Raw genomic sequence first — 21,239 nt, forward strand, 5'->3', positions numbered from 1 at the left:
TTATCGCTTTCCGGGCTGGCAGTTTTTGTCGCGGCGGGCAAAGGTGCCATAGATTGAAAGAACTGTACCATTAGGGAATCGTTAAGAAATGTCTGATACGTCTCGTTTAAGCCCCGCTACAATCGCGGCCCAAGCGGCGGGTGCCATTGATGTTCAAACCGGCGGTGTCGTCCCAGCATTGCCAATGGCCACGACATACCTGCGGGACGCAGCATACCAGCCGCTACGTCCAGACAATATCTACCTGCGCGATCAAAGTGATATTGTGCGCGTCGCGGAGAACGTACTGGCACAGTTAGAAGGCGCAAAGGAAACGCTTTTGTTTCCATCAGGCATGGCAGCGCTGGCAGCTGCGTTTCGGACGGTGCCTAATGGTGGCCGCGTATTGGTACAAAGCCAGATCTATTGGGGCACAACAAAATGGATACGGGACTTCTGCACCCGCCGTGACATTGAAGTACGCGAGGTCGAAGCCTCGGATACTGATGCATTTAAAGAGAATTGCGCGAGCTTCAAGCCAACACTCGCATTGATTGAGACACCGTCGAATCCTTGGCTTCGTGTGGTTGACATCCAGGCCGCCGCTGATGCGGTTCACGCCGTCGGCGGGTTGCTTGTGGTCGATAGCACCGCCGCAACGCCGGTATTGCAACAGCCGCTGCGCCACGGCGCTGATATCGTAATGCACTCGGCCACCAAAGGGATCAACGGACACTCGGACGTATTGGCTGGGGTATTGGCAACCAACGACGTGACCGGGCGCGTTTGGGAGGATATTAAGATTGACCGTCATGATGCCGGCGCGGTCATCGGCCCATTCGAAGCATGGCTTCTGGTCCGGGGAATGCGTACGCTGCCACTTCGCGTTAGAGAGATGTCTTCCAATGCGGCGAAATTAGCCGTGTTCCTGCAGGATCATCCGAAAATCGAAACCGTATTTTATCCAGGCCTTCCATCCCATCCCGGCTATGAGCTGGCGCAAGCACAAATGACCGGCGGATTTGGTTCGCTTTTATCGTGTGTGGTCAAAGGTGGTGCAGAGGCCGCGCTAACGGTCGTTAGCAAGCTAGCTATCTTCCACCGGGCAACCTCGCTCGGTGGTGTAGAAAGCCTGGTCGAGCATCGCCACACAATCGAGCCACATACCGGGATACCAGAGGGGTTGCTACGACTGTCGGTCGGTATCGAAGGCATTGATGACCTGAGAAACGACTTGATACAAGCGCTTGACACATAACGAGAATTCGGGGCGTCCGCGTCCCGGAAGTCTTCGTCTGTGGTGAAATATGATGGAAAATCAAACCAGTGGTGCGGTCGGAGAGACTCGAACTCTCTATACAGCTTACTGCAAACCACTCAACATACTGTATTACAACGTATTTTTAAAATTGTCCCAATTGTGCTTGAGCATTTCTATGGGACAAATTGTGGGACAAAAATCTTTTCTGTTGCGTTTTTTTTACTGCGCATCAAGTTGCGTCAAAGTGGCCCCAATAGCCCGTTAGTGATTCGGATTTATTCACCGCCTGCGCCCGCGAATCCAATCCAAAATAGCGAAATACTGGGAATTTAGGGGGTCAATCACAACAAAGACCAACTATTGTCAAATTATATTTTACCCTGTATCGTCTAAGACGATACAGGGTAAGTTCAATACGTTGATTCTCTAAGTAGTTGAAAATACTAAGTATCTAGAAAATACCCCCTCTCACATCTGCGTGGAAACGCTTGACTGCTGAGGGCGTTTCACCTCTTTGTTGCAGACATGACAGACGCAACAGATCTTTTTGATGAACGTAATGCTGAACTTGAACGCCAGATTCAGGGGTTGCGAGCAGAGCAAGCAATGCTCGCGAAGTTTAAGCGGTTATTCGCAGGTTTTCCCAATGTATTACGCCCTGACGACCGCTTTACATCCCGCACTGCAGTCAAGTTTGAACTGCTTGCTAGGGTTGCAACGCATTTGAGCCGCCCTGATTGCTTTCTTTATGGAGGCGCTAGCACAAAGAGTATTTATGAAGCGGTAGTCGAAGACATCCGCGTAGATAAGCTCGCAACCCAAGCGGCTAACTCTGACCCTAACCGCATTGAACGTGGGGAAAAGAGAGCTTTTCTGTCTCCCTTAGAGAGGGATGACGAAAACCTGAACTACAACACCTTCAGAAGTTATCTAGCACGCTACCGTGATGAAGGCCGTATTTTTTTCAATGATGAAAAAAGGCGCTGGAGGATCACAGAAAATGAAATCGAAGTTCACACCCCCGAGCTAGAGGAAGAATATGACAGATCATGACTCTTCAAAAAGCCCCGATTCAAATCGGAGTGAAGCCTCCCCCGCCAAACATACGCAAAGGGATGTCCAACTAAAGGTTGTCGGAAATGGCGGGGAATCCCGTGATCGTTTCGGGACAGTATGCCTCACCATAATCATGTCCATCAAACACCTAGCGGACTACCGGACGCTTCGTGAACTGGGGGCAATGCTCCTCATCATTTATACTGTTTCGAGCTGCAATAAACCGGAAGCGAGTTTTACCCGGCCTCCGCAACTGGATGAAAAAACACAGAGTGCAGGCGGCTAACGCCGCCTCCACTAACTTCCCCGGGGATTAAGATATCCACCGTAGCGGGAATGCTCGATCATCTTCTCTTCGATCATCATCTCCATGCGCTCAGAGATTGATGTCGCGATGTTCATGGCGTTCTCCTGATCATCTTCTGAGCCTTCCACCGTCACGTTGTTCACGACGCTGAACGTCATCGGAGCTGGACCGCCTGCGTTACCCATTTCCACAGGAACCTTCCTGTTGTTGGAAAGCGGGATGACAGCTTCATTCGGATGTAGAACGGCAGGGATGCCCGACGTATTGGCGGTACCCGCTGCATAGCTGGGGACGTCGTCTGGACCATAGTAGCTGCTGACCTTCGTCACGGGTGTGTACGTGGAGCTGGAGGAGCTGCTACCTCCTCCGCCACCTAGGAGACCGCCTAGCAGGCCTACACCGATGCCCAGCCAGTTGCCGCCGCTGAACATACTACCGAAACCTCCACCACCATTACCGCCGCCGGATGTTGCAGACTCCATCTTCTGTGCACCTACCGTGGAACCTGCGATGATGCCTGATTGCATCTGTGTTGCGCCTGCAGAACCTGCGGCTGAGACGCCTGTCGCCATCGAAGTTGCAGAGGTTATACCAGCACGTTGTAGAGCACTTGCGCCCTGTATAGATGCCGTTCTGACGCCTGAGCCTAGTTTCTGGCCTGCTCCGGTTGCTCCGGTTGCCATCGCAGCTCTTATCTGTTGAGCAGCGTTAGCCCCGCCCGCTGTCAGCGCGGCCTGCATCTGCGCTGCTTCTGATGCGCCGCTATTCAGCTCTGGAAAGATCGCGTCTGTGATCTGCTCCGCCATAGCGTCAGCTAGGCTTGCGCGGATGCCTTCGGCGATGCTGGATAGGTCAAAATCGCCTTGCAGCGCACTGGATAGAGCGCTTTTAAAATTGCCCTCCAGATCACCCATCACGGCGTCCATGGGGCTGGCCTGTGCGTCCTTAAGCTGTTCCGCTGCATCGATCTGGGCAAGCATAGCCCGCGTCTTTGCATCGACATTAGCCGCGCCGGACAATTCAGCATCGGCGAAGAGCTTGGCAGCTTCCATCGTGGCAAAACTTCTATTGGACACCAACTCCATCGCACGTGCTTCACTCAGTAGGGCAGCGTGTCGGGATGCGATGGCATCAGTCGTGTTCTTGATTGCCTTAGCCTCGTCGGAAAGCTTGGCGGTGCGACCACCACCACCGCCGCGTACCTTGCTTGCCTTGGCCTGTGCCTTGTTGAAACGGTCAATATATACCTGCGGGTCTACGTAGTTGAGATCGCGTGTGTACTGGTCATTCATCTTCCGGGGATCACCACCGCGACCGGAATATACCAAACCGTCCTGCATATTCTTCAATGATAGCGCAGCGCTCAGAGACAGTTGCAGATTGCTAGCGAGCTTAAGAGCTTCTGCGCTGGCACTACTGATGCCACTGGTCATATCCACGCGTGACAGGTCCAGACCAGCGATAGCGCTGGCGGAGATTCCTTGGCGCAGTAGTTCTGCGGTAAGTTCGTTCTCGGCTAGCTGGCGTCCGGTGAGCTGCATCCCCTCGCCGACAGTTCGTTCATCATCTGCGAGGGTCCGGGTGGATGCGATCAGGCGTTCCTTGGCGTCCTGCAAAGACTTGATGGTCGAAAGTTGATCTTGTAGCGCGGCCTTCTCCTTCTGCAATGCTTCCAGAGCTTGGCGCTCGCCACCGATGACGTCCATATACATACGCGAGCCTTCCATACCCGCGATCTTCTCTTTCTGCTTTGCGATCTCAGCGCCTTTGGCAGCTAGCAAGTCCATGGCGATCAGTTCGTCACTGGACACGCCTAGACGCATACCGCGCACTGTATCGTTTAGCGTCCGCTGCGTCTCTGTTAGCTGCTTATGCTTCTCTGTCAGGCGCTCTGCCTCTTCGCTGGCATCGCTGGCACTGGATGCCCACTGGTACAGCGCTGCGCCCCCGGCGATCACACCCATGGTCGCTAGCGAAACAGGATTCAGCATCCCCCCAACGGCAGCACCTAGACCACTGATGACGCCCTTCGCGCCTCCTGCGGAGCGTGACATATCGTTAAGAACCATCGAAAGCTGCGAGCCTTGCTGTAGAGCGATGCGCATCGGCGACATGCCCATTTCAGCCGTAACGAAGACGTCCTGAAGCTGATAGCTGGCGTTTTGAGCCTGATGGCCTGCGACCTTCATAGAGGCCCCATACTTGCCCATGACACCGCTGGCGCTGGCGAGTGTCGTGGCGGCGTCCTTGCGGGCGGTGCTGGCCTGTACGGCGCTGATAGCACCCAGCCGCTCTGCTTCTGCGATCTCGCGAAGTGCACCCTCATACTGTGCCGATGCCGCGTAGAGGGGGTTATACTTTGCGCGGAGCTGATCCACCGCCGCCGCATGGCTTCTGTTTGCTGTAGCCGCGATATTGCTGGCACGTTCCTGCAGTTCAAGCTGGCGATTCAGGGACATAACACCTGCTGCGGAGTCCTGCCATTTGCCCTTGGCATCGGCGATATCCAGCGGCGTCTGTGCACGTGCTAGGCGTGTCTCAAGCCTTCCCATTTCTACAGTGAGTGTGCGGATGCCATCTGTATCGGATAGGCGCTGGGCCTTCTCGTAAAGGCGGTCAAACTGAGAACCAGCAACGCGGGATACTGACTTAGAACTAAGCTCCAGACGCTTCGCGGCGGCATCGAAGCTGGATAGCTCCGTCGAAGCCTTTTTGATGCCGGATGTATCGACTGTTACTTTCTTGTTCTGAAGCTTGCTGAAAGCGTTTTGGCTGTCGCGGTCGAGGTCTTTGATGGCGTTCTTTACTGCGATGATCGCAGCAGTAAAATCACGGCTACCGCGCTTGGCAGCAGCCGCGTTAATATTCAGGCGAATCTCGTGTGTGTTTGTCATTTTGGTATCTTTCGTGCTGGGTAAATTGGGGGGAGCGCACCCAGCAGCTCCCCCCGGTGGTGCGGTGACTGCCGCTCCGTCCTTGGATACCTAAAGTATAACACATGTCAGCACTTATGACCTAATTGCCAACGGGTCATTTCGAGCAACCTGCCAGCTAAAAAGTGAAAATTTCTGAGAAGGTATTTGCGATTCAGATGAGGGGGTGGGGGTACCCCCTCCCGACCGATGAAAAAATATTGCTACGCAGAGCAGAACTTTAACAACTAGCACTTGTGCCGCTGGTCGCTTGAGGCACCTGTGCGCTCGACTCACCCCCTCCCTACTCCCCGTCTTGGGTCCCTCCGTCGATAGTTATATATAAATATCAATTAGTTACACGTCTCTGCTAATGTGTTTCGCTTTGCGATCTGGATTGAATGGTGATGGTGATGGCACGGGCAGACCTGCTGACGCAGGCCACCACCGACTAACCGCCCCGGGTACATCGCTGGTCTACCGTGTCACCCGTGCCGATGCGTTCGCGGTAGATCGTGTCAGGTGTGTCGGTGGATCAGGTAAAGGTCGCTGACGTGCGTTAGCACGTGAGACGCATGCTGGAGCGCGTCAGCGCTGTTAGGCGTCAGCCTTGGCCTTGTGGTCCGCTAGGATGCGGTAGACCGACGCAACGCCGATGCCGAGCTGTTTGGCGATCTCAGGTGCTTTGAAGTCACGACCGTGCAATGCCAGCACATCGGCTGTCTTGGCCCGTGCCGTAGGTGCTCTGCCCTTGTACTTGCCCTCCTTCTTCGCCTTGGCGATGCCGACAGCGCGACGCTCTGCGAAGCGGTCTTTCTCGAATTGACCGATAGCGGCAAGGACATGGAAGTGCAGGCTCTGCGCGGCGTCCGTGGGGTCCAGCGGCGTCATAGCGATGTCATGCAGCGTAAAGCGGATACCATGCTTGTGTGAGCGCTTCACGGTCCGGATAGCATGTTCAATATCTCGGAAGGCGCGATCCATCTTAGTGATATGGATGTTGACGGGCTGGCCTGTCTGTTCCGCGCGGTCCATTGCCTGCTCTAGCATGTCTTCAAAGATAGGTCGGTGATGACCTGCGCTCGACTCTTCTTTGAAGATGTTCGTTGCGCCTGCCTGCGTCAGCAGGTCTGCTTGATGTTGCCATGTAGCAGCCTGCTTATCGGCATTCGTGCTCACCCTCACATAACCCCAGTTTTCCACGATACTCTCTCCTTTACCACATGCTACTAGATCAAGAGATAGTGTATCACTAGGATGGAGTCCAGCCTCAATTGATAGTGTATCAAAGATATCTATCAAATATCTTTAGGGACATCTCTATTGATAGCGATCCAAATCAGAAACCGGAGGGGCGCGGCGATCAGGTCCCCGCTAACGCGGGGGGATGCCCATTCGATAGGTCAAAGGGGCGATAGGTCAGCGGGATGTGGATGTGGTTAGGTCTGTGTGTCGGTGATGCCCCGCGTTAGCGGGATACAGGTCCACTTTGGCGAAAAGTAATTTTATTACATTCTCTGTGCTTCATGCGCAACTTTGTTACTTGGTGGTTGCAGGGGTCAAAGCCCCGTGTTTTATGGTATATATTCAATATTTTGAATTTGTTGTGGCAATTTTGGCGGGTTGCGCGATCAGGGTCGTGCGGCGGCTGGAGCCGGATTTGGGGCGACGTGGGGCGACGTTGGGGCGACATCGCAAAAAAGCAAAATATCCTTTAATATCAACGTGGGGCGACATGGGGCGACATGGGGCGACAAATATTTCCGGATTGTGTAAAACCGCTGTCTCCCACCGTGGGGGCAAGCAAATTAAAGAGGACTAGTTTATTTCTTTATTTTGTCGCCCCATGTCGCCCCACCCTTATTTTTATGATGCAAATGTCGCCCCAGCGTGTCGCCCCAACGTCGCCCCATGTCGCCCCATGTCGCCCCATGTCGCCCCAACTTCACCAACGGGGGGCAGACCAGTCCCAGCAGATTTGCAGAACGAACTTAGTATCCATCTCCTCGCAACAAAAGAGGCCTGCTAACGCAGGCCTTCATTCGCTATCTATTATAATTACATACCTATAGAGGCGCGTCGTATCTTCAGGTTCTTGATTGACCTTCCATCCCCATCGACGGCCTGTGCAACATGGGCAGGCAGCTTCGACTGTGGCGCTTCCCGTGTCGACTTACGCGCCACCGCATCCCCCAGCACCTTGACCAGCTCAACGCGCTTCACCGCCACACCAAGAGAGGTGCTAGGGTCTTCTAGCTGAGACCAATCGAGGTAGATATGTTCGTCGTCGTACCAACCTAACGGCGTACCTCTGGCGTCCTTTCCTTCAGCTTCACCGACACTTGTTCCATTCGACGCGATCCCACCCGCCGCGATGATTGTACGATCCCACATCCCTTGGAACTTTGAAGTGATCCTATCCAGCAAAGCGTCACCGCTAGACGCGGTCCCGGCCTCATCAGAGCTGCTAAACACGTCCCATGCGGCCTTTACAGCGGTTCTGACAGCATGCTTTGCCGCTGCTATGTCATCTCCCAACAGCAAGGCGTCAGCCGCCAGTTCGCCCGCCCGCTGGGCGATGGCAAAAGGCTTTGCCGCACGTGCGATAACAGCCGCCTTTCCTTGTGATAGCTGAGCAATGATTGCATCCACTTCCCGGACCAGCTTCGCCTTATCCTTCACCACACCTGAACTTATCAGATACTTGATGAAAGCCGGACCCGCGTGTCCATAGTTATGGTTAACTGCTTCCATGATATCGCGGCTCACCTTATCTACACTGACACCCCCTGAAACGTCGATGTCCGGAAAGCGGGCGACGAGTCCGGCACGATACTTACCACCGCCGGATTCGATTTCCTGCTTGATGCCGAATTCAGATGACATGACGACGAACGGATTGTACTTAACCCGCTGCGCCAGCCCAACATTTCGGTCCTTCTTCCGGGCCTTGGAGACACCGCCGGACATACCAAAAAGCATAGACTCAAGATACTTTTTGTCCTGAAACGCCCCGATCTCATCAAACATGAACGTGGTATGCGTGGTGATAACACAGAGGTCTTCAATTGCATTTGGCGTGGTCTTTGCGCTGTGCAACAATCCATCTCCGTCCTCTGGCGATGCAAAAACTGCCGCCCCTAGCTGTTGGCCTAGGGTCTTACCCAGTGATGAATGACCAGAGAAAACAAAGCCACACGACCGGTCCTTGAGGAGGCCAAGAATTGGTCCGGCGAACCCCGCCGCCACGCCTAATGTCCAGTAGAAGTTACTATCTGCATACTTGAATGTCTCCACCACAGCAGCAGTGAACATGTCAGCCGTTCCGCGCGGCTTCGGGAATGCCACACGCGCACCCTCAACCAGCCGTACAGGACGGGACCCTGCGCAGCCTACGTATTCGCCCGACGGAAGAGCAAAGCCCATCACTTCGCCATGTTCATCACGAAACCATCCGGGCGTTGTGACGGTCGGAATCTGGCGCTGTGGCGTGATCTCATTCAGAAGGTCTAGAAGCCTGTCATTTGCCTTCTTATTACGTCCGAAGATCAGCAGGCCAGAGTCAGCTAGGTCGCGCAGAACTGCGTTGCTATCGACCATGATATCCGCACGCGATATGGTACGCTCTACGATCATTCCGTTCTCGTTGGTGAACGAGATGATGCGTCCAGAACCTGCCGTGCCATCCTCGTTCGATGACCTTCCCACCACATCGAAAGCGGCGCAGATCGGTATAGGTGATTGACCATCATCGCTCTTGGCGTAAATAGTACCACCTCTCAAAACGTATCTCTTTGGAAGCCAAGTCTTTGGTTCTTCAAAGGCATTCGGCGGTGTGTCTGCATCTGCATCTGCATCTGCATCTGGAGGTGAAGTTTGCTCTTCCCCTTCAGGCCACAGGTATCCACCATTGTCATGATCTTCCCAGAGCCAGCTTTCGTCGAAGTCTTGATTTTGCGCGAGTGCGGCGAGCAGCACAAGGCGGTCATCCGGGCAGCTATGCTTACAGCCAAACCGAAAACCACCGCCGATGCCATCAGCATCGACTACATGCGTACCAGTGCCCCCCGGCGTACTGTGATAGTCTTCGTTGGGGCACTCAATCTCTAACAGGTCACCCTTACTGCTACGCACCATGTCCGGAAATTCTGTGTCGATCAAAGTAGCTAGCTGCAAACGGTCGGCGTTCTGAGCAGCCCATACGGTCCAAGGAGTACCACAGGACATTAGCAAATGATCAGCGCCATTATGGCCATTCTTATTCATCTTAAACGTTGCGACGTATTCGCTCTTATCCATTGACGGGACATCATCAAAAGCTAACGGGTCACCTTGGAAAATTGTGATAGACGGGCTAGCGCCCTTTGGGTGTTCGGGCATGTAGAACACGCGACTCATGTCCACGCAGGCAAGGTCGGGATGACCGCCAAGCAGATTATAGGCAGCGCCAACCACCTTGTTTGCCCATACATCCTTTCGGGGTTGCAGCTCTCGGTGAATGTCTTCTACGTCGACGGAATCTTGAAAGGGTAGGTAGACGCGGAACTTGTCCAAAGGCGCATGTGAATATTGAATAACCATACCTTCGTTAGTCGCATGGTTGGCATCCATCACTTCTACTGACGTGATATGCTCTTCAGTGTAAATGGCGCGTGCATAATCGCGCAGATACTCCTGAACATGTGCTGTTGTCGGCTCTCCGTCGATGTGTGGCATTTCCTTGAAAAGCGCCGTGCGCTTAATATCTGAAACTGTCTTCTGGTCAGAGAAAGATGTGTAAACAATCGCGGCAATGCCTAGCTCTTCGATCTTTCCCTCTACATCGGCACGTGCCGTGCCAGCATCAAAGTCGAGGCCGATTCCGTGCAGCCTTCGAACAGAATGAACACTACGCTTGGTACCTGTGAATTCTGCTGGAACAAAACAGAATCCTCCCTTGCGGCGGGTTTCACGATGCACAGAAAAACCCCAGTCAGGGCCTCCTATGATCAATGCCTTAAAGCTCTTAGAGACGACGTTCCAATCTGTCAGCTTCCCGTGCGCACCGACAAACAAAGTGATCGGCCTTTCCAGCAACTTCTCAAATGCAGGCGTGGAAACGCCTCTTAGCTTGGCGTCGTTCAATAGCTCGGGAGCAGAAGATTCATCTTCACCAGAACCTTCCGAAATAGCTCCACCCGCATCGGCATTGCTGTAGTAGTTGATGCTGATCACGTTGCTTGACGATAGCGCGTCTTCGAACTGATATTGATTAATCTCGCTGTCGTCTGGCAGGTCGTTAAGGTCTGGCATCAGCATCGCGTCGATCCTCGCGAGGTGCTTTCTCTTGGGCGCAGTAATGCGCTGGGTAGTAGTCGTGCTAGTCATGGGTCTTGGTCTTCTTTCTCTCTTTTTCGCCCGTGGTGGGCTGCTGTGTTATTTTAGCTTCAAGCTGAAATGTCTTTTCGCATTATATCTTGTAATTACCTTGTATTTGTGAATCACGATTCGATCAACGAATCATTTTGTGATTCTGATGTTTTCCGTTTTTTGTAGTGTCCGGGTCACGGAAAACCGCTACAGCTTAGAAAATGCTTGACAATTGAGGGCGTTCCGGGTTATGTTTATTGTAGCAGGGGGGTTGTGTCCCTATTGTCTTTTTTCCCGGTGTAGTGCTTTCTCCTACACCCTGCGCCGCTCCCCACGGGGCGGCGTTTTTTATTGCTCATCCCTTGCCGCAGCCCGGTGTGCCCTGTTCCGCGCGAGCATGCCTACCTCATCCGAGTCCTTCGCAGGCTGATCATCGACAATCTTGACCGTCGGCGCTGCTAGCTTTGCGAGAATGAACATCATGGACTCTAAGTCGATTTTCGCGCTGGACGTCTTAGGTGCGTCGCCACTCTCCGCTTGCGTCTCCGCTCTGACTAGCTTCTCTATGTTGTGCACGGCGGCACTGCTTGTCCGGTAGTCGCCCTCTGCCCTGCTTCTGGCCGCGATAATGCGATACTGGTCCGCTAGCCAGCTCACTGTGATACCAAGATCGGCGAGACTCCCGCCTGAGCTTCCACCCATGGTCGCGAAGATTTTCGCAGCCTCCTCATCACGAATGGATTTAATCAGCTCAACCACGTCAGGACGCTTTGCCAATCTGGACGCTGCGGCGCGGCAATCGCCATCCGGAGCATATACCTTTCGGTAAGCCGGAACCTGATTCCAACCTTTGGCCAAAAGACGGGCGTAAGCGTCGTGCCGTTCATTTTTTAGCTTGTGCATACTTGCCTCCAGTATTTTGCGACCGCCTCAACGGTATCCCACTTAATTTTTAGGTGAATCTTAGCCTCGTCACCGTGGGGTGATCTGGAACCTGTAGTCATCTGGTGTCGGTGGCGGTCATGCGGCCTGAATCCTGCTCCTTGCATGGCAAGGTCAGCGTCACCACCCAGCAAAAATCGAAACTTTTCAACATCTTCTCGCCGGAGGAAATACCCTCCCAGCCCGTTCCGGTTGTCGTGATTCAACATCTCCGCAAGGAGCAGCCGCTCAAACTCTCCAGCGACAGTTTTAGGTGGGTTGGATAGTTTAAACTTCGTCATTTCATTGGTCTTTCTCATGTGTGTGTGTGTGATTGGTGCCCCGGCGGCGTGGAGATCGCCGCCGCCGGAGCGACTGGCCATGGGCGGGCCAGTATTCTATGCTGCCTGATCCTGCTCACGGCGGGCGTCGAGGATTGCAGCGACCTCCGCCTGAATCGGGCCTCCTCCTCTTCTAGCTGCTCAGCGGTCCATTCCTTGCGGCGCTGAAGACCTCGCTCCAACCGCTCACGCACCTGTTTTCGCCGCTTATTATCCTGCTTTGATCTCTTCCGAGGTGGTGTCGCGGTGTCGCCGTGCGCACCGTATTGAAATCGCCCTGCATCGTTCATGACTCTGTCCAAAAAATCATTCATGTCAGGAGATGCCGTGCCGACGCGCATAGGCCATCCTCTGCTGCGGCCCTAGGCCCTTCAGGATGGCGAGATGTTCGTTCATCGTCATACTGTCAGCCACATCCGCCCGGGGGCGGTCTAGACCACGATCTCTCGCGTAGGTCATTTTCGCCTGTCTGCTCATGCCCGCTGTCTCCTTCCTGATCGTGTCGTGCTGAGTTTTTTCAGTTTCTGCGGCGATCAGCTTTGCGGAGATAGATGGATCAGCCTTCAAGGATGCAATCGCCGCTTCAAGGTCCAGCGCGATGGCACCACCTGACAGGACGTGCTCACGCACGGCAGGAAGGTTTTCGATCAGTGCTGGATTATCAACCTCAACCTTGGTGTACTCCGCAAAAGCTGACTTTACGGCGGCTAGCGCTTTTAAGTGATTTGCTCTGTCCTCATCGCTGAGATGTTGTAGCAGTTCGTTAATATCGCTCATTTTTCTTACCTCAAGTTGTTGTATTTATGTGTTTTTCTCAGGGTTTACTGCCCACAGGGCGCTGATCCAGCTTCGCCAGCCTGCATCACCCCATGGGAGTTCATCGGCTTGATTGCTCAGGACGTACCGCACCACCGCTGGGTGGATCAGAGTGATCTGGCGTAGATGTTCCACCCCCGGCAAACCGCTTCGGATAGCCGCTTCTCTTACTTGGCGCTGGATACCTCTGGCCCGCTCGGCCTCCTCAGGGGCTAGGGAGCAAGCAAACTCAGCAGATCGACACTGAGCGTGTTCACCTAGGTAGATATCGTCACCACGCCGTGCGCGTACCTGTGAGTCGAAGGTCACGACACGATGCAGAACATCGCCAGACAACCCACGCTGAGAGCGCTGCCGGATGCGTGCCACGACCTCAGGAAGAGGGTACAGGACGCCCTTAGGCGAGCCTGAAACCACGTGGGCTACTGGTCGCGGCTGGAACCACCGCACCAGTGATCTTTTGGTTGCAACACCGAGGTTCTGTAGATCAAGAATGCGCAGCGTCGCGCTGTTCGTATCAAGGCTCATCGACAGATGACTCCTATTATTTTTTTTTTGGGGATCGCTGGAACGCTCTGCGTCTTCCTGCTTGACACCTGTATGACAGCAAAAGTGACATCTGTCAACTTTTTGAGCAAAAAGGGTCATTTTATCTTGCATAAATGATTATATTGTGAATCAAAATTGCACCACGCCACTTTGCGTGCCATTTGCGGGCAAGAATCTCTTTCGTTTACAGTCACATAGCGAGGTTATAGCTTCCTAGGTGTTAATCACACCAATGGAGAAACCGAATCATGACAATTTCTGAGCAGATGCACGGCGACCTAATTACCGCGACATCGAGGATGGCTGACGCGGCTCTAGCCCCCATTTCTGCGGCGATGATGCGCCAGCTTAGCGGGATGTTGGATCACGCACAGCAGCAGCTATCCGCGATGCAGGAGGCCATACCTAAAGATAATGTGGTGATGCATCCACGCCGCTAACGCGGCTGAAGTAGAAACACACCTGCGTGCCACACTCGAGGTCCTGAAGTCGATAGGAGAGCCAATGCAGGCCATATCCGCGATGCTTTGGCGGGATGGTATATAGAATGAGCAGATGCCCCGTCAGGGGCCTCTCTGTAGGTCTGCTAGGTATCGTCCTGCCTAGTCTCGGACATACCTTGCGATCTCTTCCAGCGCTTCAAGCTTGGTCGCCAGCAGGTCGTCGCCGCCATACCCAGCCTCAACGACATCTTCACCGTCGAGACGCCCTGCAATCAGGCGGCGCGTTTCCTTATCGATCTTGGCGCGTCGTGCTGCGTCTGTCCAAGAATGCCGCAGGCTGTGGAAGGTCATACCCTCTTCGGTCAAACCCAACTTTTCACGAATGGTGCGGGGAAAGTTTTTGCCGTACACCTCAGTGAAACGCCCACGCCTGTCTGGAGCAACCTCAACCAAACTCTTCTTCTTCGTCAGATTGTCTGTGAAGCTGCGCTGGAAAAGGTACTTCGCCCCCGCCGCCATGCGACTTTGCCAGTATTCGACAAAACCTGCCGCCAAAATGGGTGAAGGTATCGGAATGGTTCGCAAGCTGTGCTTATTCTTAATTTTTTGATCTTCGCCTAGGTCTGTGATGTCCATGACGTATATGTTGCCCACCAACCGGACGTCATTGATCGTCAGCTGACCTATCTCCTCACGGCGTGCCCCCGTGTAAGCAGCGAACATAGGCATCCAATAGTCCATTACCTGACGATCAAAAGTTTTTGCGCAGTGATCCAAGATCATTCCCACTTGCGTGGGCGTATAAGGTATAACGTCCGATTGCTTTGCCTTGCTGTGCTTCACCTTCTCACCTACCGGCTCGTATCCCGCGAAGGGGTCCGACATAAGCAGGCCAGCCCTCGCCACCGCGTACTTGGTCATCGCTTTTAGGTGGTCACTGTATCGCTTCCGAGTCTTGTAGCTGATCGACTCTAGACCCTCCGCCCTCCCCTTCGCCACCGCATCCAAAATTGACAGACTACGCACATCACGCCGCCCGCTAGATGGCAGACCGCGTAGAACCTCATCGAACTTGTGAAGATGCGCCCGCGTCCATTGTTCAATCGGGATGTCACCATGAAGTTCGACCCAGCGGCGAACCGTGTTCGCGACCGCCTCACGGTTCTGCATGGTGTAATTGTGCGCGTCTATGAAACCCTCGGAAAGCTCACGGATTCCGGTTATCCCTTCGTCTATGCCATCCGGCGGCGGCGGGACGTCTTCACCTAGAGCACCCGCAACCACCTTTAGACGCCGCGTCTCTGCGGTAAGGTGATCTATCCGGGCATGCGCCTCTCTACGCCCTAGCTCCTGCTCCAGACGTCCTACAGAAGGTGTGTCAGGCTCCCCCCCGCTGACGCGGGTCGGCGGCGTTTCGTGACCACCTTCCACCTCGATATAATTATCATCTGCTAGCTCAGCCCCCGTCCCCGCCAACGTGAAAGCTGCCACCGCGCGTTGCTCTTTGATCTGACGCAGAAGGCCATGGACGCCGCCTAGCTCTGCCAGCAGCGCCGCGTCAGCGGGATCCAATGTCGCCGCTATACGCTCTTGCTCTTCTTTACGTTCTAGATTGCGAAGCTGCTGGCGAAAGATAGCCCTCTGGTCTTCCACCTTGTCCTTTGCGGTCTGGGCATCGGTTGTCTTCATAGTGCCATCAAAGATTAGCTTAAACTTACCCGGAGTCCTCGACGGGTACAGATTTTGAATCTTGGAGGGGATGGGGATGTTGAAATGGTATGTCCCGTTTCTCTTCTTCGTACCAGCTACCTTTGTCATGACCATTTGTCCCAAATTGATGTTGGGACATAAGTTGGGACAAATACTGGGACAAAACAAGCTGGAACTGCCTATTATGTACGAAATTCAATAATATAGGGGGACAAATTGGTGCGGTCGGAGAGACTCGAACTCTCACGGGTGTTACCCCACAGCGACCTCAACGCTGCGCGTCTACCATTCCGCCACGACCGCACGCCATGGTTTGTGAGGCTCGTTTAGACAAAGTTTTTCGCAAAGTGAAGAGCTAAAATGCGCTGGCTTAAGGGCTTGTTCAGATTCATGTGATTTACCACTCAATTAGGCAGCATGACTTGAAAATCAGCGCAAGGACGTAAACTTAAGGGAGGATATGAATCAAGGAAGAGATATGACCCAAGCGAGCCCAACCACCCTTGCCCTTCAGATCGATATTGTCTCTGATGTCATGTGTCCTTGGTGTATTGTCGGGTATCGCCAGCTAGAACAGGCGTTAGCTGCCTTGAACATCGGTGCTTTCATTCGCTGGCATCCGTTCGAGCTGAACCCCCAAATGGGCCCGGAGGGTCAAAACCTAGTGGAGCATATTGCCGAAAAATATGGCGCATCGCCCGAGCAGTCCGCTCAGAATCGTGCCCATCTTACTCAAATCGGCTCTCAACTCGGGATTGATTTTCAATTTGATGCGGAGAGCCGCATCGTCAACAGCTTTGCAGCCCACCAATTGCTGGATTGGGCACAAGATCAAAACCTTCAGCATCCACTGAAGCTCGCTCTGTTCGAAGCACATTTCACCGCGGGCTTGGATGTCTCTGACCCTAAAGTGCTTGTCGACGTTGCAGCTCAGGTTGGACTGGACCGTGATGAAGCGCGGCAGGTTCTGGACGGCAAAAGCCACGTTGAACGCGTTCGCGAGCGGCAATCGGTCTGGACATCCCAGGGAATCTCAGGCGTTCCGTCGATGGTTTTCGCCGGAAAATACCTGGTTACCGGTGCGCAGGGTGTCGATAACTATGTGCAAATTCTAGAAAAGGTCGTCAAAGAAATGAGTGCCGCATAATGCGCGCTCTGCCATTCCCTCCTAGCCGGTGCATTTAGTATGGTTGAATGGATCACGTCCAAAGAGCTTGTTGATTTCCGCGAAGCTGAAGCGTGGATGGAGGAACGCGCCTCCCTTATCGCCTCGAATTGCGCTGACGAGTGCATCTGGCTCGTAGAGCACCCCCCGCTATATTCAGCCGGCACTTCTGCCAAGATTGAAGACCTGACCGATCCAACGCGGTTTCCGGTATTTGAAACAAGGCGCGGTGGACAATACACCTACCACGGCCCAGGCCAACGCGTTGTCTACGTAATGCTAGATGTAGGTAAGCGCGGCCGAGACGTGAGACGTTTTGTGCAAGACCTTGAACACTGGGTCATCGCAACGCTAGCAAGCTTTACCGTCAGCGGAGAAATCAAAGAAGGTCGCGTCGGCGTCTGGGTGGAGCGCCGCGACAAACCGCTGAGTTCGAACGGGGATATTCGTGAAGACAAAATTGCAGCGATTGGCATTCGGCTACGAAAGTGGATCAGCTTCCACGGAATAAGTATAAATGTTGATCCAAATCTGGAACATTTTTCCGGAATCGTTCCCTGCGGCATTCAGCAACACGGTGTGACATCGCTCGTCGATCTTGGTCTGGCGGTTACGATGGAAGACGTCGACATCGCGCTGAAAAATCAATTCGCTAACATCTTCCCTGATCTATCTTGACCTAGCCCCTGAAATACTGGGCTCTCTTCTTGGCCGCTCCACGCCAGAGCGGGAGGCGTGAAATCCATGAAAGGTTCATGCTTTTTTCATTACTACATTATATGCCTCTACTCATACTACCTAACTTAGGACCAATGCTCACTCCCCGGGGCCACGTTCACAGGCCCATATGCCCCGGTGCTACCGTCGATAGATCGGTCTTTTTTCCTGCCCTGCGTCAAACGCGGCCATTGCCCATACTGGCAAGCCGCACTAGAACGATCTTTAATTCAATGCGCGTTCCCTGCCGGAGCGTGAGTTGACAACCCAATCTCAGGAGGCACCGCATGGCAGACGCAGCCATTCACGGGCAAGACCATCACGACGAGCGCGGCTTTTTCACGCGCTGGTTCATGTCCACAAACCACAAAGACATCGGGCTTTTGTACCTGATCGTTTCAGCCTTCGTTGGCTTTATATCAGTTTGCTTCACCATATATATGCGTTTGGAGCTTATGCACCCAGGCGTGCAATATATGTGTATGGAAGGCGCGCGGTTTATCGCTGATAGCGCTGCGACCTGTACGCCAAACGGGCACCTCTGGAACGTGTTGATCACGGCGCACGGCATCTTGATGATGTTTTTTGTCGTCATTCCAGCTTTGTTCGGTGGTTTCGGTAACTACCTGATGCCATTGCAAATTGGCGCGCCGGACATGGCGTTCCCGCGGATGAACAACCTGTCTTTCTGGCTCTACGTCGGCGGCACAACACTCGCCGTGTGTTCGGTGTTGACGCCAGGCGGCAGCGGCCAGCTTGGGTCTGGCGTGGGTTGGGTTCTGTACCCACCGCTGTCCGTTCGTGAAGGCGGTATGTCGATGGATTTCGCAATCTTCGCTGTACACGTATCGGGGGCGTCTTCGATCCTTGGCGCCATTAACATGATCACAACCTTCCTGAACATGCGTGCCCCCGGCATGACGTTGTTCAAGGTGCCGCTGTTCAGCTGGTCGATCTTTGTAACAAGCTGGCTCATCCTGCTATCCCTGCCCGTGCTGGCTGGTGCCATCACCATGCTTCTCATGGACCGCAACTTTGGATTCGCGTTCTTTGACCCTGCGGGCGGTGGCGATCCGGTTCTGTACCAACACATCCTGTGGTTTTTCGGTCACCCCGAAGTGTACATCATCATCCTCCCAGGGTTTGGCATTATCAGCCACGTCATTGCGACCTTCAGCCGCAAGCCTATTTTCGGCTATCTTCCAATGGTTTGGGCGATCATCGCAATTGGTGCGCTCGGCTTCGTTGTCTGGGCACACCACATGTACACCGTTGGCCTATCCCTGAACCAACAAGCCTATTTCATGTTGGCGACAATGGTTATCGCCGTGCCAACTGGCGTTAAAGTGTTCAGCTGGATCGCAACCATGTGGGGCGGATCGGTCGAGTTCAAGACACCTATGCTTTGGGCGTTCGGGTTCCTATTCCTTTTCACCGTTGGCGGTGTGACAGGTATCGTTCTCTCCCAAGCAGCGGTCGACCGCTATTACCACGACACATACTATGTCGTTGCACACTTCCACTACGTAATGAGCCTTGGTGCCGTCTTTGCGATCTTCGCAGGTATCTATTTCTACCTGCCCAAGTTTACTGGCCGCATGTATCCTGAATGGGCTGGGAAACTGCACTTTTGGGCGATGTTTATCGGTGCGAACCTTACCTTCTTCCCTCAGCACTTTTTGGGTCGTCAAGGTATGCCGCGTCGTTACATCGATTATCCTGAAGCATTCGCTTACTGGAACCTTTGGTCCTCGATCGGCGCGTTCCTCAGCTTTGCATCCTTCATATTCTTCTTCGGTGTTATGTTCTATACACTGACCCGTGGCGCGCGCAGCCCAGCTGCCAACCCATGGAATGAGTATGCGGATACGCTTGAATGGACGCTACCAAGCCCGCCACCAGAGCATACCTTCGAAATTCTTCCAAAACAGGAAGAATGGGACAAGCAACCCAGTCATTAATTGGCACCATAAAAAGCGAAAGGCTCCAACGGCGGTTGGGGCCTTTTTTTGTCAGCGCATGGCTACACTCAGCGTAAAAAAAGCAATCATCAGATGTAGTTACCCCCCGGACTCGCGAAAATGCTCGCTTAAGATACATGTGTGAAAGCTTCGCTAAATTAATTTTGAAAAAACTTATTTTTCTGCTTGCGGCTCACCGCTGCTATAGGTATTCCAAGCCTTACCAGATGATGCGGGCGTAGCTCAGGGGTAGAGCATAACCTTGCCAAGGTTAGGGTCGGGCGTTCGAATCGCCTCGCCCGCTCCATCTGGATTACTGCCTACCCAGCAGTACAGCAAGGCCACCTTCGGGTGGCCTTTTGCTGTTCCGGTATCCTGCAGGAATCTCTGATCCTTTGAGGCAGCATCGTGGGCACGTCGTCAATATGTTTCCAGCTAGAGGGCAATTCGACGGCTAGATTTCTCCATTTATTTTAGCAGTCTATTCAACGTCAGCCAAAGAAACTCGTGCGCCTAAAATGCGGCGATAAAAATGCCGTCGCGTAGCCATTGGATCAACTGCACTTGGCTTTGGCTCTGCCTCATTCAACCGGCATTCCAGACGGTGACAACGCAACCAATTCATCGCAAACGGCCGCAGGAGGTTTGAGTACACGGGCTCCCACCTCCCTCACCATCCGAGGTTGAACATGAGCGCATAGACCGAGCAACTGCGCAGTGTAGGTAAAGTCGTCAAACCTATTATCATCGAGATTTTGAAGCACTCGATAGGAAGTGCAAAATGCCTTAGTCAAAGCTTATAGAAAAGGGATGCTAAAGGCGTGTTGTTAAGTTGGTATATCCTGAAGCTACATCGTGAATTGATCAAACATGGGCATCGGCCCCAATCTGAAAGAGAGCATGAAATGAGTTATGAGCGCTCCGAGGCTTGGCCAGCTAAGGGTGGGAGGATCGCCTGGTGAACAGCATATAGGTTACTACCGCGTCGACATTTTCCGGTGTCCTTGGCTGCACCCCAGCCAAGGGTACTGCAGTTTGGGATCGCTTCCCGCCGGACGAACCTTAGTGATTTATCACAGTAAAGAGATCGTTGACCGTGCCGACAGTGTCTCGCGCTCCAACTGCTCAATGGCACGAATGTGCCACTCTAGACCTGTTTGGCCCTGCGCTGCCGCATCGGCAAGGTTGTGCTGCGCCAGTTTAGCCTGTTTGGAGGACAACATAAGCGCCTCAGCGACTTCTGCTTTACTGGCGCGAATATGTGCCACTTGGGATTCATACTCATCCTGTGAGAGTTCGCCTGAAGCCTTGCGATGCCCCAGTGTCGCGACGATATTTTCTTGCCGCGAGAGCATCTGCGGTAGATCGGTCATGATATGATCCAGCTTCTCGTTCGATTTACGAATGCTCCGCACCAGATCATTTGCCGACACCAGCTGCATTCGCCGAGCGACTTCGCGCCTGCCCGCCAAGTTACCGCTGACTGCACCGACAACGCCTCCCGCCGCGGCTGACCGTAGGCAACCTGACGCGTTGGCCGTGGCAAGTACCGAAATGCCGCACCCCAGCGCGGCACCAACCGCAGCATGCTTCACCGTCGAGCTGCGCACAATATCGCGCATCAACGCGTCAAGAGCCGCGGTCTGTTCGAGCATTGCAGCGTCGCTCTCATGAGTTTCTTGAAACCTCAGGGCCGCAATTGGGGAGCCTGTTTGCCCCGGAGAGCCCACGGTGGATGAGGCACACCCTGAA

The 21,239-nt window shown here is 53.7% G+C and carries 15 protein-coding genes and 2 tRNA genes; 8 read left to right on the forward strand and 9 right to left on the reverse strand.

The annotated features are described in order from the left end of the window. The first annotated feature begins 88 nt into the window (after nt 1-88). The 3 genes from ACVBAU_RS13205 to ACVBAU_RS13215 all read left to right on the forward strand — a co-directional run bounded on the left by ACVBAU_RS13205 (nt 89) and on the right by ACVBAU_RS13215 (nt 2,582). On the forward strand, nt 89-1,237 hold the full coding sequence (locus ACVBAU_RS13205; RefSeq protein ID WP_335744277.1) for a trans-sulfuration enzyme family protein: 1,149 nt from the start codon (nt 89-91) through the stop codon (nt 1,235-1,237). 528 nt (nt 1,238-1,765) lie between these two features. Then, nucleotides 1,766-2,293, forward strand: a complete 528-nt coding sequence (locus ACVBAU_RS13210) for a hypothetical protein (RefSeq protein WP_448326735.1) — start codon at nt 1,766-1,768, stop codon at nt 2,291-2,293. Then, on the forward strand, nt 2,280-2,582 hold the full coding sequence (locus tag ACVBAU_RS13215) for a hypothetical protein (RefSeq protein WP_448326736.1): 303 nt from the start codon (nt 2,280-2,282) through the stop codon (nt 2,580-2,582). Before ACVBAU_RS13210 ends, ACVBAU_RS13215 begins: the two co-directional genes overlap by 14 nt. Before the next feature lie 11 nt (nt 2,583-2,593). On the opposite strand, the gene ACVBAU_RS13220 is transcribed toward ACVBAU_RS13215, so the two are convergent. From ACVBAU_RS13220 to ACVBAU_RS13245, 6 genes are all read right to left on the reverse strand, one after another. Further along, complete coding sequence (locus ACVBAU_RS13220) at nt 2,594-5,497, reverse strand: phage tail length tape measure family protein (RefSeq protein WP_448326737.1); 2,904 nt, start codon at nt 5,495-5,497, stop codon at nt 2,594-2,596. Between the two features lie 615 nt (nt 5,498-6,112). After that, on the reverse strand, nt 6,113-6,718 hold the full coding sequence (locus tag ACVBAU_RS13225; RefSeq protein WP_448326738.1) for a recombinase family protein: 606 nt from the start codon (nt 6,716-6,718) through the stop codon (nt 6,113-6,115). Nucleotides 6,719-7,573: 855 nt separating this feature from the next. Further along, complete coding sequence (locus ACVBAU_RS13230) at nt 7,574-10,813, reverse strand: DUF927 domain-containing protein (protein ID WP_448326739.1); 3,240 nt, start codon at nt 10,811-10,813, stop codon at nt 7,574-7,576. A 399-nt stretch (nt 10,814-11,212) separates the two neighbouring features. Then, complete coding sequence (locus ACVBAU_RS13235; protein ID WP_448326740.1) at nt 11,213-11,767, reverse strand: hypothetical protein; 555 nt, start codon at nt 11,765-11,767, stop codon at nt 11,213-11,215. 674 nt (nt 11,768-12,441) lie between these two features. After that, nucleotides 12,442-12,903, reverse strand: coding sequence for a hypothetical protein (locus ACVBAU_RS13240; RefSeq protein WP_448326741.1), 462 nt, complete (start codon nt 12,901-12,903; stop codon nt 12,442-12,444). 24 nt (nt 12,904-12,927) lie between these two features. Beyond that, entirely contained in the window at nt 12,928-13,602 is a 675-nt protein-coding gene (locus tag ACVBAU_RS13245) for a hypothetical protein (RefSeq protein ID WP_448326742.1), read from the reverse strand. A gap of 137 nt (nt 13,603-13,739) precedes the next feature. On the opposite strand from ACVBAU_RS13245, the gene ACVBAU_RS13250 reads away from it, so the two are divergent. Beyond that, the gene (locus ACVBAU_RS13250) at nt 13,740-13,931 is read left to right on the forward strand and encodes a hypothetical protein (RefSeq protein WP_448326743.1); all 192 of its coding nucleotides are present in this window, start codon (nt 13,740-13,742) and stop codon (nt 13,929-13,931) included. A gap of 162 nt (nt 13,932-14,093) precedes the next feature. Here ACVBAU_RS13250 and ACVBAU_RS13255 read toward each other — a convergent pair whose 3' ends face one another. Together ACVBAU_RS13255 and ACVBAU_RS13260 are read right to left on the reverse strand one after the other, a co-directional pair. Continuing rightward, nucleotides 14,094-15,758, reverse strand: coding sequence for a site-specific integrase (locus ACVBAU_RS13255; RefSeq protein WP_448326744.1), 1,665 nt, complete (start codon nt 15,756-15,758; stop codon nt 14,094-14,096). A gap of 103 nt (nt 15,759-15,861) precedes the next feature. Next, a tRNA-Leu gene (locus tag ACVBAU_RS13260) sits at nt 15,862-15,947 on the reverse strand. Between the two features lie 175 nt (nt 15,948-16,122). Between ACVBAU_RS13260 and ACVBAU_RS13265 the strand changes: the two genes are divergently transcribed. The 4 genes from ACVBAU_RS13265 to ACVBAU_RS13280 all read left to right on the forward strand — a co-directional run bounded on the left by ACVBAU_RS13265 (nt 16,123) and on the right by ACVBAU_RS13280 (nt 19,794). After that, a complete protein-coding gene (locus ACVBAU_RS13265) occupies nt 16,123-16,791 on the forward strand; it encodes a DsbA family oxidoreductase (protein WP_138922904.1) in 669 nt (222 codons plus the stop codon). Nucleotides 16,792-16,830: 39 nt separating this feature from the next. Beyond that, the gene (gene lipB, locus ACVBAU_RS13270) at nt 16,831-17,487 is read left to right on the forward strand and encodes a lipoyl(octanoyl) transferase LipB (RefSeq protein WP_448326745.1); all 657 of its coding nucleotides are present in this window, start codon (nt 16,831-16,833) and stop codon (nt 17,485-17,487) included. 326 nt (nt 17,488-17,813) lie between these two features. After that, nucleotides 17,814-19,487 carry a cytochrome c oxidase subunit I gene (gene ctaD / locus ACVBAU_RS13275; RefSeq protein WP_138922902.1) on the forward strand — a complete coding sequence of 558 codons (1,674 nt, stop codon included), beginning with the start codon at nt 17,814-17,816 and terminating at the stop codon, nt 19,485-19,487. Between the two features lie 232 nt (nt 19,488-19,719). Next, nucleotides 19,720-19,794, forward strand: a tRNA-Gly gene (locus ACVBAU_RS13280). A 766-nt stretch (nt 19,795-20,560) separates the two neighbouring features. On the opposite strand, the gene ACVBAU_RS13285 is transcribed toward ACVBAU_RS13280, so the two are convergent. Next, nucleotides 20,561-21,142, reverse strand: coding sequence for a hypothetical protein (locus tag ACVBAU_RS13285; protein ID WP_448326746.1), 582 nt, complete (start codon nt 21,140-21,142; stop codon nt 20,561-20,563). Nucleotides 21,143-21,239: the final 97 nt, after the last annotated feature.

It is taken from the genome of Sulfitobacter sp. M13, from assembly GCF_053474885.1.